General features: G+C 44.5%; 15 protein-coding genes. 4 read left to right on the forward strand and 11 right to left on the reverse strand.

Going from position 1 to position 15,059, the window contains the following annotated elements; genetic code table 11:
- Positions 1-103: 103 nt before the first annotated feature.
- Positions 104-436 (reverse strand): hypothetical protein, encoded by a 333-nt coding sequence (locus Aso01_RS01835; RefSeq protein ID WP_004939503.1) that lies wholly within the window; start codon positions 434-436, stop codon positions 104-106.
- A gap of 280 nt (positions 437-716) precedes the next feature.
- Here Aso01_RS01835 and antA point away from each other — a divergent pair, with 280 nt between their 5' ends.
- The 4 genes from antA (at position 717) to Aso01_RS01855 (ending at position 5,186) form a co-directional block, all read left to right on the forward strand.
- A complete protein-coding gene (antA, locus tag Aso01_RS01840) occupies positions 717-2,132 on the forward strand; it encodes an anthranilate 1,2-dioxygenase large subunit (RefSeq protein WP_004939504.1) in 1,416 nt (471 codons plus the stop codon).
- Between the two features lie 2 nt (positions 2,133-2,134).
- The gene (antB, locus tag Aso01_RS01845) at positions 2,135-2,626 is read left to right on the forward strand and encodes an anthranilate 1,2-dioxygenase small subunit (RefSeq protein ID WP_004939507.1); all 492 of its coding nucleotides are present in this window, start codon (positions 2,135-2,137) and stop codon (positions 2,624-2,626) included.
- A 10-nt stretch (positions 2,627-2,636) separates the two neighbouring features.
- Entirely contained in the window at positions 2,637-3,668 is a 1,032-nt protein-coding gene (gene antC, locus Aso01_RS01850) for an anthranilate 1,2-dioxygenase electron transfer component AntC (protein WP_004939508.1), read from the forward strand.
- A gap of 459 nt (positions 3,669-4,127) precedes the next feature.
- Positions 4,128-5,186 carry an AraC family transcriptional regulator gene (locus Aso01_RS01855; RefSeq protein ID WP_004939511.1) on the forward strand — a complete coding sequence of 353 codons (1,059 nt, stop codon included), beginning with the start codon at positions 4,128-4,130 and terminating at the stop codon, positions 5,184-5,186.
- Between the two features lie 87 nt (positions 5,187-5,273).
- On the opposite strand, the gene Aso01_RS01860 is transcribed toward Aso01_RS01855, so the two are convergent.
- The 10 genes from Aso01_RS01860 to tagF all read right to left on the reverse strand — a co-directional run bounded on the left by Aso01_RS01860 (position 5,274) and on the right by tagF (position 15,059).
- Positions 5,274-6,221: a SphA family protein gene (locus tag Aso01_RS01860; protein WP_004939512.1), complete on the reverse strand. Its 948-nt coding sequence runs from the start codon at positions 6,219-6,221 to the stop codon at positions 5,274-5,276.
- Between the two features lie 48 nt (positions 6,222-6,269).
- Positions 6,270-6,800: a flavin reductase family protein gene (locus Aso01_RS01865; protein ID WP_004939516.1), complete on the reverse strand. Its 531-nt coding sequence runs from the start codon at positions 6,798-6,800 to the stop codon at positions 6,270-6,272.
- Positions 6,801-6,823: 23 nt separating this feature from the next.
- Complete coding sequence (locus Aso01_RS01870) at positions 6,824-8,062, reverse strand: styrene monooxygenase/indole monooxygenase family protein (RefSeq protein WP_004939518.1); 1,239 nt, start codon at positions 8,060-8,062, stop codon at positions 6,824-6,826.
- A 48-nt stretch (positions 8,063-8,110) separates the two neighbouring features.
- Complete coding sequence (locus Aso01_RS01875) at positions 8,111-8,902, reverse strand: SDR family oxidoreductase (RefSeq protein WP_004939520.1); 792 nt, start codon at positions 8,900-8,902, stop codon at positions 8,111-8,113.
- Positions 8,903-8,920: 18 nt separating this feature from the next.
- Positions 8,921-10,168 carry a dienelactone hydrolase family protein gene (locus Aso01_RS01880; protein ID WP_004939524.1) on the reverse strand — a complete coding sequence of 416 codons (1,248 nt, stop codon included), beginning with the start codon at positions 10,166-10,168 and terminating at the stop codon, positions 8,921-8,923.
- 259 nt (positions 10,169-10,427) lie between these two features.
- Complete coding sequence (locus Aso01_RS01885) at positions 10,428-11,405, reverse strand: AraC family transcriptional regulator (protein ID WP_004939529.1); 978 nt, start codon at positions 11,403-11,405, stop codon at positions 10,428-10,430.
- A gap of 225 nt (positions 11,406-11,630) precedes the next feature.
- A complete protein-coding gene (locus Aso01_RS01890; RefSeq protein WP_171063767.1) occupies positions 11,631-12,905 on the reverse strand; it encodes a Glu/Leu/Phe/Val family dehydrogenase in 1,275 nt (424 codons plus the stop codon).
- Between the two features lie 137 nt (positions 12,906-13,042).
- Positions 13,043-13,309 carry a PAAR domain-containing protein gene (locus tag Aso01_RS01895; RefSeq protein ID WP_004939535.1) on the reverse strand — a complete coding sequence of 89 codons (267 nt, stop codon included), beginning with the start codon at positions 13,307-13,309 and terminating at the stop codon, positions 13,043-13,045.
- A 23-nt stretch (positions 13,310-13,332) separates the two neighbouring features.
- Entirely contained in the window at positions 13,333-14,097 is a 765-nt protein-coding gene (locus Aso01_RS01900; RefSeq protein ID WP_004939537.1) for an OmpA family protein, read from the reverse strand.
- Positions 14,098-14,099: 2 nt separating this feature from the next.
- The gene (tagF, locus tag Aso01_RS01905; protein ID WP_004939539.1) at positions 14,100-15,059 is read right to left on the reverse strand and encodes a type VI secretion system-associated protein TagF; all 960 of its coding nucleotides are present in this window, start codon (positions 15,057-15,059) and stop codon (positions 14,100-14,102) included.

Genomic DNA, 15,059 nt, shown 5'->3' on the forward strand with positions numbered 1-15,059 from the left:
CGTCCCGTCATGTCAACGCTGCTATGATACCGCGTCACGTGTACGGTGACCACGTGAAAAAAGTCTGGTCTGCTCTTAAGAAGAATATTGAGTCGGCATCATCTTAGCTGGTGCGATTAAATTCCGATACATACGCTTTTTTGGTGGTTTTATTCCATAGGCAGAGTTCCTGACCAGTTTTATTTTTCATATGCGCCTGAGGAAAAGTTCCCTGCATCAGTACGGCCGAATATCCCGCACGATCATCAAACAGCATGATATTACTCACCAGTTTAACCTTTTTAAGCTGACTGGCCTTAACACAGGCTGTTTTCATGGCTTGATCGTGCTGTTTCCATGCTTCATTTGAACTGGCAAATGAAACACTACTCAATGCAAGTAGTATCATGCTTCCAAGTGCATATGCACCAGATCTGAATGAACGAATGTGAATCATTGGGGTTGCTCCTGCACGTTATATTCCACGCTGTATCCTCTATAGTGATCCAAGACGTACATGCTGACCAGTCTCAACAACATACTGTAACCAGTCGCTGCAAACAGACAACATCGTCGTCTATTTCATTTACCTCATCTTCATCTTGAAAAACGAACAGACCGATTAAGCCACAAATAAATTGCATAAAGTGGATAAAGATCCGGAAAATCTGGATAGAGTGCGGCAGTAAATCGCGGTTCAATCAATAAAACGCATTGATTGGATAGAGGATGAGCCCATGACTGCACGTAACCTCGCCGAATGGCAAAATTTTGTACAAGGTTGTATCGATTTTCGCCCAAATGATGGTGTCTATCGGATTGCTCGCGATATGTTTACCGAGCCGGAACTGTTTGAGTTAGAAATGGAACTCATTTTTGAAAAGGTCTGGATTTATGCCTGCCACGAAAGTGAAATTCCAAACAACAACGATTTCCTGACCGTTCAAATTGGACGCCAACCGATGATTATTAGCCGTGATGGCAAAGGCGAACTCCACGCCATGGTCAATGCTTGCGAGCATCGCGGTGCAACGCTTACACGCGTTGCCAAAGGTAATCAGTCGGTATTTACCTGCCCGTTCCATGCATGGTGTTACAAGTCGGACGGTCGTCTGGTTAAGGTGAAGGCACCGGGTGAATACTGCGATGACTTCGACAAGTCCAGTCGTGGTCTAAAGCAAGGACGTATCGCCAGTTATCGTGGATTTATCTTTGTCAGTTTAGATACTCAAGCCACCGATTCTTTAGAAGACTTTTTAGGCGATGCCAAAATTTTTCTCGATTTGATGGTTGATCAATCGCCTACAGGCGAACTTGAAGTATTGCAAGGTAAATCGGCTTATACCTTTGCCGGCAACTGGAAACTTCAAAATGAAAATGGCCTCGATGGCTATCATGTCAGTACCGTACATTACAACTATGTTTCGACCGTACAGCATCGTCAGCAAGTGAATGCTGCCAAAGGTGGAGAGCTCGATACACTCGACTACAGCAAACTCGGTGCAGGCGATGCAGAAACCGATGATGGCTGGTTTAGTTTCAAACACGGACACAGCGTATTGTTCAGTGATATGCCAAATCCTACTGTGCGTCCCGGCTACGACACCGTTATGCCTTATATGGTCGAAAAATTTGGTGCCAAACATGCCGAATGGGCGATGCACCGTTTGCGTAACCTCAACTTGTATCCAAGCCTGTTTTTTATGGATCAAATCAGTTCACAACTTCGAATTGTTCGTCCAGTCGCGTGGAATAAAACCGAGGTAATTAGTCAGTGTATCGGGGTGAAAGGCGAATCTGCTGAAGCACGCCGTAACCGTATTCGCCAGTTTGAAGATTTCTTTAATGTATCGGGCTTAGGTACACCCGATGATCTGGTTGAATTCCGTGAACAGCAAAAAGGTTTTCAGGGACGTATCGAACGCTGGAGTGATATCTCGCGTGGCTATCATAAATGGACCTATGGCCCAACACAAAATGCTCTAGACCTAGGCATCGAGCCTGTGATCACAGGCCGTGAATTTACGCACGAAGGACTCTATGTCAATCAACATGGTCACTGGCAGCGCTTGTTACTTGACGGACTTAACAATAAAGCACTCAAGATGCATGACCTAACCTATGACAATCAGTCTGTAACGGATGAGGTGTAATCATGTCTTTAGAACTTCACTATGCAGTTTCCCAGTTCCTCTACAAAAAAGCGGAACTCTGCGACAACTATGACTGGGATGCCTACCTTGAACTCTACGATGAAGACAGTGAATATCATATTCCGCAGTGGATTGATGACCACACTTATGTAGAAGATCCAAATCAGGGACTCTCTTATATTTACTACGCAGACCGCTCTGGTCTTGAAGACCGGGTATTTCGTATCCGTACAGGCAAGGCAGCTTCTGCTACCCCGTTGCCTCGTACTCAGCACAATATTCACAATGTGCAGGTGCAAACACGTGACGATGGCCTTGTCGAGGCGAAAGTAAGCTGGCGTACCCTGTATAACCGTCAAGGACTGGAAGGCTGTTTCTACGGCAGAGCAACTTACGTGCTTCGTCCAACCGAAGACAGTTTTCGCATTCGCCGTCAGCACAGCATTTTACTTAACGACAAAATAGATTCCGTACTGGATTTCTATCACGTTTAGGGAGGCCGATATGAGTCATTCTGTTGCACTCAACTTTGCCGACGGCAAAACCTTTTTTATTTCTGTTCAATCCGACGAATTGCTGCTTGATGCTGCTGTTCGTCAGGGAATTAATCTGCCGCTAGATTGTCGTGAAGGTGTATGTGGAACCTGTCAGGGAAAATGTGAAACAGGGATTTATGAACAAGAATATGTCGATGAAGACGCATTAAGTGAACGTGATCTGGCAGAGCGAAAAATGCTTGCCTGCCAGACACGCGTTAAATCTAATGCTGCGTTTTATTTTGATCATCACTCAAGCATTTGTAATGCAGGTGAAACCTTAAAAATTGCCACCACAGTCACTGGCGTTGAACTGGTTTCGGAAACGACGGCGATTCTACATCTTGATGCAAGTGGCCATACCAAGCAGCTCGATTTCTTGCCTGGTCAATATGCACGGCTTCACATTCCTCAAACCGAGGATTGGCGCTCTTACTCATTTGCCAACCGACCAAACGCACAGAATCAGCTACAGTTTCTGATTCGGCTTTTACCAGATGGCGTAATGAGTAACTATTTACGTGAGCGCTGTCAGGTTGGTCAAACTATAATGATGGAAGCGCCTCTGGGAAGTTTTTATTTGCGCGAGGTTGAGCGCCCACTGGTGTTTATTGCAGGTGGAACGGGCCTATCCGCATTTTTAGGCATGCTCGATAATATTGCCGATCAACCCAATCCGCCTCCTGTTCACCTCTATTACGGCGTCAATACCGAAGCTGACTTGTGCGAGCAGCAGCGTCTGATGGCCTACGGTGAACGTATTAAGGACTTCAGTTATCACCCGATTGTGACCAAAGCATCTGAAAGCTGGACTGGTAAATCAGGTTTCATACATGAACACTTGAATAAAGAACAGCTAGATGAGAGAAGTTTTGACATGTATCTGTGTGGCCCTCCTCCAATGATTGAAGCAGTTAAGTCTTGGCTTGATACGCATGCGATTGATCAGTGCCATGTTTATAGCGAAAAATTTCTGCAAAGCAATACGGCACGTACCTAAGCTGAGGCTGCTTATTTCAATCAGCTCAATCTTTTATTTATGCTAAAAAAACGACAAAGAATCTGCATGTTCAACCATGCAGATTCTTTATTTTTTATATAGGTGCTACCTGTCGCAATTCACGCAAATACATTGATACGACCAAATGAATTTGCTATAAAAGAATACAGATCTTAAGGATTAAGATCGAATAAAGCGTTTAGAAAAAGTAAACCCTTACAGGCCGTTTTCACTTAGTTTTTCAACAAAATTCTTACATGACTGACCTTTTGTATGTTCAGCTTCATCACATACAGATTGCTACGATCATGTAGATAAAATTCCTGATCTGGTCTACTTTTTGCTTGATTCTTTATTCAGATAAGCCACTTAAATATTTTAAGTCGTGTTGATTTCGCCGAGCTGCTGTTTTGTCGCCATGCTGCTCAATTCAATACGTTAGCCCAAAAGGAATATGTTATGAGTCAGGCCAATTCCCATATAGAACTGAATGGACGTCACTTGCAACAGTGCTCGATTTTTTCATCGCAAAACTTGATTTTTCAGCATCAGGATATTGGGGAAACCTGCAAAAGTGTTGGTCAGATTTTTAAACCGCATTTACTCAAAATTGTGCAACAAAAGAGCGAATTTCAGTCGTCGATGCACCATCTTAAAACTGGCCGTTTATCAATCAGCCGTCTTGAATACGGCACCGATGTTTATATTGAACCCGATCATCTTGAAAAATTCTATCTTATCCAGATTCCTACTCAAGGATATGCTGAAATTGAAGTAGACCAGCAAAAGTTTATTTCCTATCCACAAGTTGCTTCAGTCATATCACCAGATCAAGCCTTGAAAATGCGTTGGCATGCGCATTCTCCTCAGCTTATTTTAAAAATTGACAAAGATGATTTAGTACAACATTGCAGACAGCATTTGCCTGAAAGCACACGTCATATGCCTATTTTTGAAACCAAACTGGATTTCTCAACGCATAGTGGCGGATATTTTTTACAACTGATGACCACCTTAATGGAAGCACTGGCATGTGAAAATCATCCACTGCATCATCCTATGGTGTTTAAACAATTTGAATCCAATCTGCTCAATGCCCTTTTATACGGTCAATCAAATACCTTGCTTGAGCATTTGAATCAGGCCAAAGAGAAGGTCGTTTCTCCGTATTTTATTAAGCGAACCGAGGCTTATATGCGAGAAAACCTGCATATGGCACTGAGTATCGAACAGCTTGCCGAGCATGCTGGTGTAAGTGTGCGTACCTTATTTGCAGGCTTTAAAAGCTTTTTAAATACAACGCCTATGGCCTACCTAAAAGAATTACGTTTTGAGCAGGCACATCTTGAGCTGATGCAAAACGAACAAGCGTCAGTCACCGATGTGGCTTTTAAATGGGGCTTTAGCCATTTAGGACGTTTTTCTCAAGAATATAAACGTCGTTATGGAGAGTTACCATCTTCAACACGACGCGGTAGCCTTGAACATCCAGAAATGTATTTACGTAACTTTTCTTAAACTGTGTTCAGCCATAGTATTTGAATACTACAGTTTCAACCTATTTAACCGAAATTAAATAGGTCACAAGTACTGCGCTTAATGACTTTAAAAATGATGGATGTAACGGAACGAAACGCGTGTGCCTTCTGGACGGTTTTTCGCATCTTGTTCGAAATAAGCATTGGCAACCAAATGATCATTTTTGGAAAAACTATACATTGCCCCCGGGCCTATAGCCCAAACTTGTTCACGTCTACCTTTGACTTTCTCGCCATCGACTTCTGTGTCGGTCACTTGCTTCAACCAGTATCCATTGATCCCCAGACGTAGCTGCGGTGTTACCGCATAGTCGGTTGCAAAGTTGGCGTGTATGGCTTGCCCTGCTTGTATGTCATCTGCTGCATCAAACGCATAGCCTGGCTCATTATTTTTAAAATTATATAGGTAATGAATACGCGTCGATGCTGTCCACTTCGGATTTAGCCAGTAGGTGGCTGCCCAATACGGATCAAGCGATACCGCATTATTACCCGGATTAATATCTTTATTTCGATCATATTCACCCGTTGGCAAATTCACCTGAAACTCGATACGCTGTACAAATTTTGGCCCCGCAGCTCCCATCACTGGATCGAACTGTATAAACGGGCCAATCATTAAATCGCCAAATCCACCTTGGGCTTTAATGGCCGCATTATTTAAGCCATCATCCATGTCCATTTTACTGACAAATGGCAGTAAAAAATTTAAACCCAACCCGGCATGCTGTCCTACACGTATATTCGACATATAACTGACTTGCTCAATAATTGCCTGATAACTTAAGTCGGTTTTAGGTAAGCCAAGTGTATTGCCATTATTGTCGACGAGTTTGGAAGCATCATAGTTTTGTAGGTAAGTTTGAGAATACCAGCCCGGGCCTGCGGGTAATCCACCATCCATAAAGCTGGTTAAACCCAAGTTGACAGTCGGTAAGTCGTAGGCATAAGCCGAAACCGACGCTAGAACCACTGTCCCTGCTAGAAATCCCTTTTTAATCACATTGTTTTTCATTTTAAATCCCCAAAAAAAATCACGATCTGGATGATCGTGATTTGTTGTTTAAACACTAAGTTCAGGATGTGCTGCTGCAATCCGGTATTGTCCCGCATGAAAAACCAAAGGTTCACCCATGCGTTGCTGGTAATGCTCAATCTGACCAATAAAAATCAGATGATCGCCACCTTCGTATTGATTGACATTTTTGCAGACCAATGTTGCCAAAACATCATCAAGAAGCGGTACGCCATATTCGCATTCACGGTGTGCAATCCCGACAAATTTATCTTCTGCACTGCGGGCAAAATGTCCAGACAATACATGATGTTCTTGGGCCAGCATGTGAATGGCAAAATACTCTGCCTGTGTGAAATCTGGCAGGCTCGGCGCAGTTTTTGACAAACTCCATAAGATCAGAGGCGGATCAAGCGACAATGACGAAAACGAGTTTGCGGTCATTCCAATTTTTCGACCATCTTGTCCACGTGTGGTGATAACGGTCACACCTGTGGCAAACTGTCCCAGCAAATTACGTATTTCTCTTGGGTTTTCAGGGTCAATTGCTTTTAAGCCTTGTTGCATGGATGTATTCATATCGTTCACCAATTCCCTTTGTATTACGCCACTTTCTGACACTGTTTCGACTGAATAAAACGTTGCGCTGCACTTTGATCGAACCACCACGGTGCAAACTGGCGCGGATCGTCAAAATTGTTGGCAATGGTCGAAGCAATCGCTTGGTTTTGGCTCGCTGCCGCCAATACGTCAATCATTTGCGGCTCAGGCGGTACCAGTAAGCTATTGGTCCATGCCACCACGGTTTCGGCGTAGTTCCAGTAGCTTTCGAAAGTTTGCTGCATCCACTCCGAACTAAATTCTTGAGAATCACGGGCCAAAATTGCATCGAAGTAAATCTTGCTACATTTGGCGGCGTTATTCGATCCTTGACCCGTGATTGGATCATTGACCACCAGTGCATCGGCCATACCAAATACTTTTCGTCCAGATGGCAAGGTTAAAATTGGTTTACGTACCGAAGGTGCAAAACGTCCAGACAAGTACCCTCCCGCATCGGTCAGTTCAATCTCGCTACAGCGCTCGGCTTCCCAAGGTAAATAAGTGTTTAAGATGTCCTTACTCATTTGAAGATGTTGTTCAGGCGTTTTGGCATCTTGCCAGCAATCCATTGGCCCTTCAGGAATACCTTCAAACACCATGATTTCACATGGTCCATTCACAGTGAGCGCTGGAAAGCAAAAGTATTCTCCAACACCCGGAATCACGTTAAATGTCACACGTGAATAAGGTGAGATCGGTTTCATTCCCTTGACATAAGTGAGTGCCAAGGCACGCTGCGGCTTATCGAAGGTGCTACGCTGAGCGTCACGTTCAAACTGCTTGACCACTTCGCCCTTACCCGCTGCCAAAAGCACCAGCTCATACTCGGCCGTCAGTTGTTCGAGCTCATCAATTCCAACATCCTGAATGATGAGTTTGCCACCACGGCGCTCAAATTCTTCTATCCAGTACGGCATCTTGACACGCTGATCTACAGACTGAGCATAGCGCTCCAAACGTGCACTCCAGCTAAATGCAGCATCGCCAGTTTCAGGGTTAACCAGCGTAAAGCCAATCCCTTCTACTGCGGGGCACTGTTCTTCCCAAAAGTTCAGGCCAACATCACGTTCTGTTTGTAAGGCCGTATGAAACATACACTGACTGGACATGACCTTCCCCTGACGAATCTCATCTGCTGTCCGGTTGGTCACAATTGTGACGGTATATCCAGTTTCTAGTAAACTTAATCCGAGTTGCAAGCCAGATTGACCCGCACCAACAATTGCTACATTACGCATTATGGTTCTCCCATTTTCTATGTCTTTCGTAAATTAACGCGTGTGCGATTACGCTTCATCGGCTAAACGTGGAATAGCCGGTTGATTCCCTTCAGGTCCCATAACCGAATATCCGCCATCGACGGCATAATCGGCACCAGTGACAAAACGCGCCGCTGGAGAGAGTAAAAAAACAACAACATTTGCAACTTCTTCAGGTTCGCCCAAGCGACCCAAAACATGATAATCGGCAGCCACTGCATCGGCTTTTTTGCGGTCATTGCCACTGACTTCGGCAATGACTCTTGACCATGTCCAGCCCGGTGAAACCGAATTGACCCGAATGCCATCAGCAGCAAAATCCATGGCCATGGACTGGGTCAGTTGGCGCATTGCCGCTTTGCTGACTGGATACAGCCAGCGACCCGTTTGCGCAATCTTGGCCGAAATCGAGCTAAAATTTACAATCGCTCCGCGGTTGTGTTGCAGATCGGGATATAGCGTGCGAGTCAACTCGACCGCCGACACCAAGTTGATATCCAGTGCATGCAACCAATCACCACGAGTCGACTTAAAGCCATCATCTAGGTAGGTACAGGCCAGATTAACCAAAAAGTCGACACGTCCCAACTGACGATGAATCTGTTGAAGCGCACGTTGCAGCCCTGTATCACTGGTAATGTCGGTCTGAATAAAAACAGCCTGACCGTGCATGCTGTTGGCGATCTCTTGACCATTGGCATCGATATCGAGAATTGCAACTTTGGCACCAGCATCAACCAGTGCCTGCACCACGGCACGACCAATCAAGGTGGCTCCACCACTCACCACGGCAATTTTGTCTGTCATTTCAATTTTCATAGCATTCTCCTGTGCTGCCTAAACTGGCTTATGCTCGCTTGAGGCCCATGACGGCATCAGCGTATTGGATGGCAGTTCTTCGTCGAGCAGCTTCTGGGCCGTTTCAACGCCCGCAACAGGTAAACCCGTTGGATCAAGCAATCCGATCTGTACCAGTACAGATGCTTGATCCCAATAAATATGTTCATGACATAGCTTTGGACCACGGAACTGGATCACACCCAGCATTGGAATCTCGACATATTTTCCGGTTGGCGCGACACCAGGCAGTAACCAGTCAATTTCACTGTCGTGGGTAAAACTCATGATGAATTCATCGACCACCTGCGTCGATCCCACCGTGCGTGAGATTGAGGTGATTTTCATATCTTTTGGATTTTGGTGAACAAAATGATGCTGATAAAAGCGTGCAAGCTGGCGCTGACCGACACCACCAGTAAGTGTTGGAATATGATTGACATAAGGTTCTTTGACCATTGTCGCCATCGTGGCAGGAACATCCCGGGTATCAAACTCATGCCGAATATGCTCTTCCCATAAAGCCACCAGATCGTAAACCGGTCCAATGGTCTGATGCAGTGCAGTCACGCTACGCTCATGCGCAAAGCGTGCCGATGGTTTGTGATAATGCTCACTATTTGGGCGCGCAAAGGCATGATCCACGCCTTCATACACATAGGCTTGTGCACGTGGATGCTGAGCCGTGGCATTTAAGATAGCTTGACGTGCTTCAGGTGGAGTAAATTTATCAAGCTCGGCAATATGAAGCACCAATCGACCTGTTAAGTTATTCAGCTCGTCTAAGGCGTGATCAATACCGACGCCGTAATAGCCCACAGCACATGCCACCTCAGGTAATCGGCAAGCGGCTAAGTACGCGAGCTTTCCACCTAGGCAATAGCCAACGACCCCGAGCCCTGCTGAGGCATCACAACTCTCAAGTGTTGAAAGCGTTGCCAAGCTATCGCGGATGTCATCAATTCCCAAGTTTTCATCATAGGCTTGGTATAACTCAAAGGCTTTTGCAAAATCTTGTTCGGTATACGCCAGTTCAATTCGTGGTGCTGTACGCCAGAATAAATCTGGTACCAAAACGGTATATCCTTCTTCTGCCAAAAAGTCTGCTTTGGCACGCATGGCTGCATTCACGCCGAAAATTTCTTGGCAAAGTACAATGCCCGGGCCTTTACCACCCTCTGCAACGGCCAAGTAGGCCGTAAATGATTGTCCTGTTGCTGTTTTTACTTCAATGTATTGACCTGACATCGGATTCACTCCAGACCCTGTGATTGGAGTTATCATGTCGCTGAATACGGGTTGTCGTCTGTCCAAAAATTGCGAGTACTATCCATCCAGTGCGAGAGAATGCATTGGTCAATGAAAACCGAACAGATCATTAGAAATCGTCATAAAGATACGAATTACGCTTTTGAATTAAAAAATATAAAAAAATAAGACCATGACTTTATTTTCAATAAAAAACCCAGAAAATCTGGGCTTGTAAAATCAATTAAATGAATCTGTTTTAAAGTTTACTTCGCGTCTCGCTCGGGCTTTCACCGAATTCATCACGATATTCTTGTGAAAACCGTCCCAAATGATTGAATCCCCAATCATACGCCAGTTTTGAAATCGAGATTTTTTTATGCGCGGAAGCCGTGAGAATTTTTCGGACCTGTTGTAGGCGATATTTGCGCAAATACACCAGCGGACTCATACCATAATAATGTTGAAATTCTTCATAGAGTTTCGATTTTGATACGCCTGCTAAATGGTGTAATTCATCAGTTGAAATCGCTTCATGCGCATGTTCAACCAGATAGTGACGAACACGTCGAATATAATCGGGTTCTTGTAAATAGGATTGCTGCCGCAACCGCTCGCTATAATTGTTTTCTTGTGACAGTAACAACGATTTAATCAAAAAGTTTTCATAATCTTCAGACCAAAGTTGCAGGCCATAACCCGCGTACTGCGACTTAAGCTGTAAAAACGTTTCAATATTTTTCCACCACGCTGCAATATATGGGTTGTTTCCAAGATGCATATCGGGATTAAACAATACTGGCTTATCGATTTGCTGTTTGACCAGTTCGGACAGCACGGAATTTAGGCTTTGTTCTGGAATGACCACCTGAAATTTTTTACAATTTTTATCGATCATTAAATCTTGCAGTTCTGCATTAGACACAATTAAGCCGCTATCTCGATTTGAAAAATAGGTTTCGCCGCGCACATTTAACGTTTGCTTGCCTTCGAAAGGTAAACTGATGCTATAAGCACGCAGTTGTGAGGTATTGATTGCAACATTGGCCCCATAGCTAATTTTGCCAAGCGCCATTTTACGGTACGGCAAACGCATCCCTTCATAATGAAAATTCAGCGTATCTTTACACGTGGTGTCGAGACGATGTTCGCCACAAATAGTTGACATCAAATGATGGGCAAATTCCGCCTTGTGTGACGAATGATTAAGATCCATCTCTTGGCTGAGTGACAGCATATCCTTTTCACCTAGCTAACCTTTATTGTTTTACAGCAATTTATGTGCCATGGTTTCAGATGGCATACAGTTCCAGATTATCCATTATCTGGTTGCTTGCCCTAAACTGAGCAAGTTCAATTTGAGTATACTCCAAATCTGTGTACAAAAAACCCAAAAAATCGATATTTGGAACTTCACTCAAAACAGTGAAGGCAGTATAAATCACTGCCTTCACTGAACAGCTTAACCGGGGAAAATTCCTCGCTCTTTACGTGCTTTTAAAATGCGTTCACAGGCTAAGATATAAGCGGCGGTACGCATAGTACAGACCTTATCTTGCGCTTTTTGCCAGATATCTGCTACGGCTTGAATCATCAGCTTGTCGAGCCGCTCGTTAATTTCGGCTTCTGTCCAGAAGTAACTCGACATATCCTGCACCCACTCGAAATAACTGACCGTTACACCACCAGCGTTACAAAGTACATCCGGCACCACAATAATATTGCGCTGCACCAGTACATCATCTGCATCTGGATAAGTCGGTCCGTTCGCGCCTTCAAGTACCAGCTTGGCTTTTAAGGTCTGGGCACGCTCTGCGGTGATCTGCCCTTCTAATGCGGCTGGAACCAAAATATCCATATCGATGTGCCAAAAAGCGTCATCGTCGATTTTTTCTGAGCCAGGAAATCCAGCCACGCCTGAGGTTTTAAGCACATGCTCTTGTAGCTGTTTGATGTCGAGTCCGTTTTCGTTATAGATGGTACCCGTATGGTCTTGTACACATACCACCTGTGCATTGGATTTATGAAATAGATATGCTGCTTCGCTGCCTACATTACCAAAGCCTTGTACAGCGACCCGACTGTTTTCGATTGGTAGATTAATTTTCTTGGCGACCTCTAGTCCTGTCACAAATACGCCGCGGCCCGTAGCCCGTACGCGCCCAAGCGAGCCACCCAGATGAACTGGTTTGCCTGTAACAACACCTGTGACAGTATGTCCTTTGATGCTTGAATAGGTATCCATCATCCAGCCCATGATATCGGCATTTGTGCCTACATCGGGCGCAGGAATATCATTTTGAGGCCCAATAATTGGGCTGATTTCACTGGTAAAACGTCGGGTTAGGCGTTCCAGCTCTCGGCTAGACAGTTTTTTAGGATCAACCCGAATCCCGCCTTTGGCGCCACCATACGGTAAATTCAATACTGCGGTTTTGATAGTCATCCAAGCGGCCAAAGCCATGACTTCATTGAGCTCAACATCCGGATGATAACGGATACCGCCTTTGCCTGGCCCTCGCGATAAATTGTGTTGTACACGATAACCCTCAAAATGCTGAATGGAACCATCATCCATGACAATCGGCACATCGACAATCAGAGCGCGTTTAGGGCGCTTCAATGTATGAATATAAGGCACCAAAGCGTCTTCAAGATATGGCGTCACACGGTCTACTTGAGCCAGATAGGTTTGCCATGCACCGTTATTTTCATTTTCATAAGAAAGCGACATAATTTCATTATCCTTTATTTTGTATTTTTTAATCGGTAACCCAATACTTCGATGCTATTTTTAAGTTCACAAAAAATAGCACCATTCATTGTTAATATGATTCTTCTAATTTAAAAAGCAAGGGCTGGAAAATTTAATTTTTAGTTATTCCCCACGGTTAAGGATTGATTGGCAATGCATTTACATCCACAAGACAGCGCTGAATTATGTTGGGCAATCGCTTTACCCATCATCAGCATATGATTGTCTCCAGCCACAATGGTCGCAACTGTTTTATGTTTAGGGCAAGTGGCTTTATCACCGACACATGCAACCGCCTTTCCCTCAATTAAAAAACCTGCGTTGGCGGTGATCACTTTACCGCCGCCTGTTGTTGGTGAGCCAATGGTAATATATGGAAGTGCCATAAATCCTCCTGTATGTGCTGTTCTTATTGCACCTCAAACTCGATGCGTCGGTTTTTGCGTCGTCCTTCGGCTGTCGTATTATCTGCCACCGGTTTGCTTGAACCTAAACCTTCAGTGCTTAAATTATCACTCGATAAGCCTTTCGTAAGTAGGTAGTTTTTTACTGCGCCCGCTCGTTCTTGACTTAAAACCAGATTTTTACCGGCATCGCCTGAGCTATCGGTGTGCCCGATAATCTTGACTTTTTTACCACCCACTTTTTTCAGTGCTGCTGCCATTTCGTCTAAGATTTGCTGACCAGAAGCCGTTAAAATTGCACTTCCTGATTCAAATTCGATAATCCGATTTTTTAACGCATCATCGACAATTTTTTGTTCAGCCTGATTTACCGTTAATTGTGAGTTGAATCGATACGGTGGCTGGACCAAATTTTGATACTGCTGAATAGTGGGTTGGATGTCATTTGGATTGGTCATTTTACCCGTCAATTCAACTTGAGTGCCGCGCACAGTGAGTTTGCCCTGCTTGACTTTTTTCAGATCGGGACTGATCACTTGAGTGACTGAATCGCTCCAGCCATTTGGTGCATTGACCGGACGAACCTGAATTTTATCGATCACCTGATCAGCTCCATAAACAGCCTGCATTTTTTGCAAAATGGCTTGTTTTGAGGCGGCGTTAGGCACAACGCCTTCAACCACAATCGGCTCTGCAAAGACAGTTGAAGCTGCGACAAGCGTACTGAGCAATAATCCAAATTTCAGGCTGCGTAAGTTATTTTTTTTCATGATTATTCATCTAAAAATGTTTGTCTAAAGAGCTTCAAGCCTTGTGACAGGCTTAACTGCCGCTGACACAGCGATTGCTCCAAGGTGGCCAGTCCCGCATTTTGTTCAAGGTAGCGGTCAATCCACTGAGCTTCAACCAGCGAAACCCAATGTGAACTTTGCATGTTTTGCACAAACAGATCACTCAGTGCCAGTATGTCTGCACCTTGAAACCCAAATAAAAGTACCGGCTGCTCACGATGCAACAATCCAATTAACACTTCGGTGTTGTCTTGCTTTAAAAAACGCCCAATTAAACTGACCCAAAAAGCGGCAATTTCATAGCAATACATCGGATTATTGAGCGGCAGAACCAACACCTTATTGAGCTGCTTGGTTCCATTTTTTAAAATCGGTTGCAGCAACAAACCCAAACCAATCATGCTTTGTGCCAGCTGATATACATTCATTTTCATCAGTTGTGCAAATGAATGCATGGTGTGGTTTTCATAAAATCCTGCATATTCCTCAGCAGTAAAAACCTGTGCCTGTGCTGGCAGTTGATTGAGTTTGTCCAGCAAAATGCCCGGCTCACGTATGGTTTTGATCACCTTGTTTTTTTGATACAAATCGACCAGCAGCATTTTGTAGCGATACGGCGCAAACAAGATATTCTGATAAGGCTGCTCCACATCCATCAATTGACCCAGCACCATTGGAAAAGCACGTCCAGAACTGTCCTGACTGGTAATCAGATTGGCAGCCAGAAACATCTTTTCCTGTGGGTTGGCAATAAAAAAGTCCAGCGCTGGAAAATCGGCATAGCGAGCTTTGAATTCAGGCGATTGCATTGCATTTTCCAGTGCCTCCGTGATCCATTGATCAATCAATTGGAGCAGTGAGGGCTGCCCTTTACTTTTTAGAAAGTCGCCACGTGCTGGACTTTTACCAAAATACAAGGGAGTGGTATTTACGTGCTGCAT

Source organism: Acinetobacter soli (assembly GCF_000760595.1).
GTDB lineage: Bacteria > Pseudomonadota > Gammaproteobacteria > Pseudomonadales > Moraxellaceae > Acinetobacter > Acinetobacter soli.

Excerpts from the sequence above, each read along its gene's own strand:
- Aso01_RS01835 (WP_004939503.1), bottom strand. The coding sequence starts at position 436 with ATGATTCACATTCGTTCATTCAGATCTGGTGCATATGCACTTGGAAGC.
- antA (WP_004939504.1), top strand. The coding sequence starts at position 717 with ATGACTGCACGTAACCTCGCCGAATGGCAAAATTTTGTACAAGGTTGT.
- antB (WP_004939507.1), top strand. The coding sequence starts at position 2,135 with ATGTCTTTAGAACTTCACTATGCAGTTTCCCAGTTCCTCTACAAAAAA.
- antC (WP_004939508.1), top strand. The coding sequence starts at position 2,637 with ATGAGTCATTCTGTTGCACTCAACTTTGCCGACGGCAAAACCTTTTTT.
- Aso01_RS01855 (WP_004939511.1), top strand. The coding sequence starts at position 4,128 with ATGAGTCAGGCCAATTCCCATATAGAACTGAATGGACGTCACTTGCAA.
- Aso01_RS01860 (WP_004939512.1), bottom strand. The coding sequence starts at position 6,221 with ATGAAAAACAATGTGATTAAAAAGGGATTTCTAGCAGGGACAGTGGTT.
- Aso01_RS01865 (WP_004939516.1), bottom strand. The coding sequence starts at position 6,800 with ATGAATACATCCATGCAACAAGGCTTAAAAGCAATTGACCCTGAAAAC.
- Aso01_RS01870 (WP_004939518.1), bottom strand. The coding sequence starts at position 8,062 with ATGCGTAATGTAGCAATTGTTGGTGCGGGTCAATCTGGCTTGCAACTC.
- Aso01_RS01875 (WP_004939520.1), bottom strand. The coding sequence starts at position 8,902 with ATGAAAATTGAAATGACAGACAAAATTGCCGTGGTGAGTGGTGGAGCC.
- Aso01_RS01880 (WP_004939524.1), bottom strand. The coding sequence starts at position 10,168 with ATGTCAGGTCAATACATTGAAGTAAAAACAGCAACAGGACAATCATTT.
- Aso01_RS01885 (WP_004939529.1), bottom strand. The coding sequence starts at position 11,405 with ATGCTGTCACTCAGCCAAGAGATGGATCTTAATCATTCGTCACACAAG.
- Aso01_RS01895 (WP_004939535.1), bottom strand. The coding sequence starts at position 13,309 with ATGGCACTTCCATATATTACCATTGGCTCACCAACAACAGGCGGCGGT.
- Aso01_RS01900 (WP_004939537.1), bottom strand. The coding sequence starts at position 14,097 with ATGAAAAAAAATAACTTACGCAGCCTGAAATTTGGATTATTGCTCAGT.
- tagF (WP_004939539.1), bottom strand. The coding sequence starts at position 15,059 with ATGCAGCACGTAAATACCACTCCCTTGTATTTTGGTAAAAGTCCAGCA.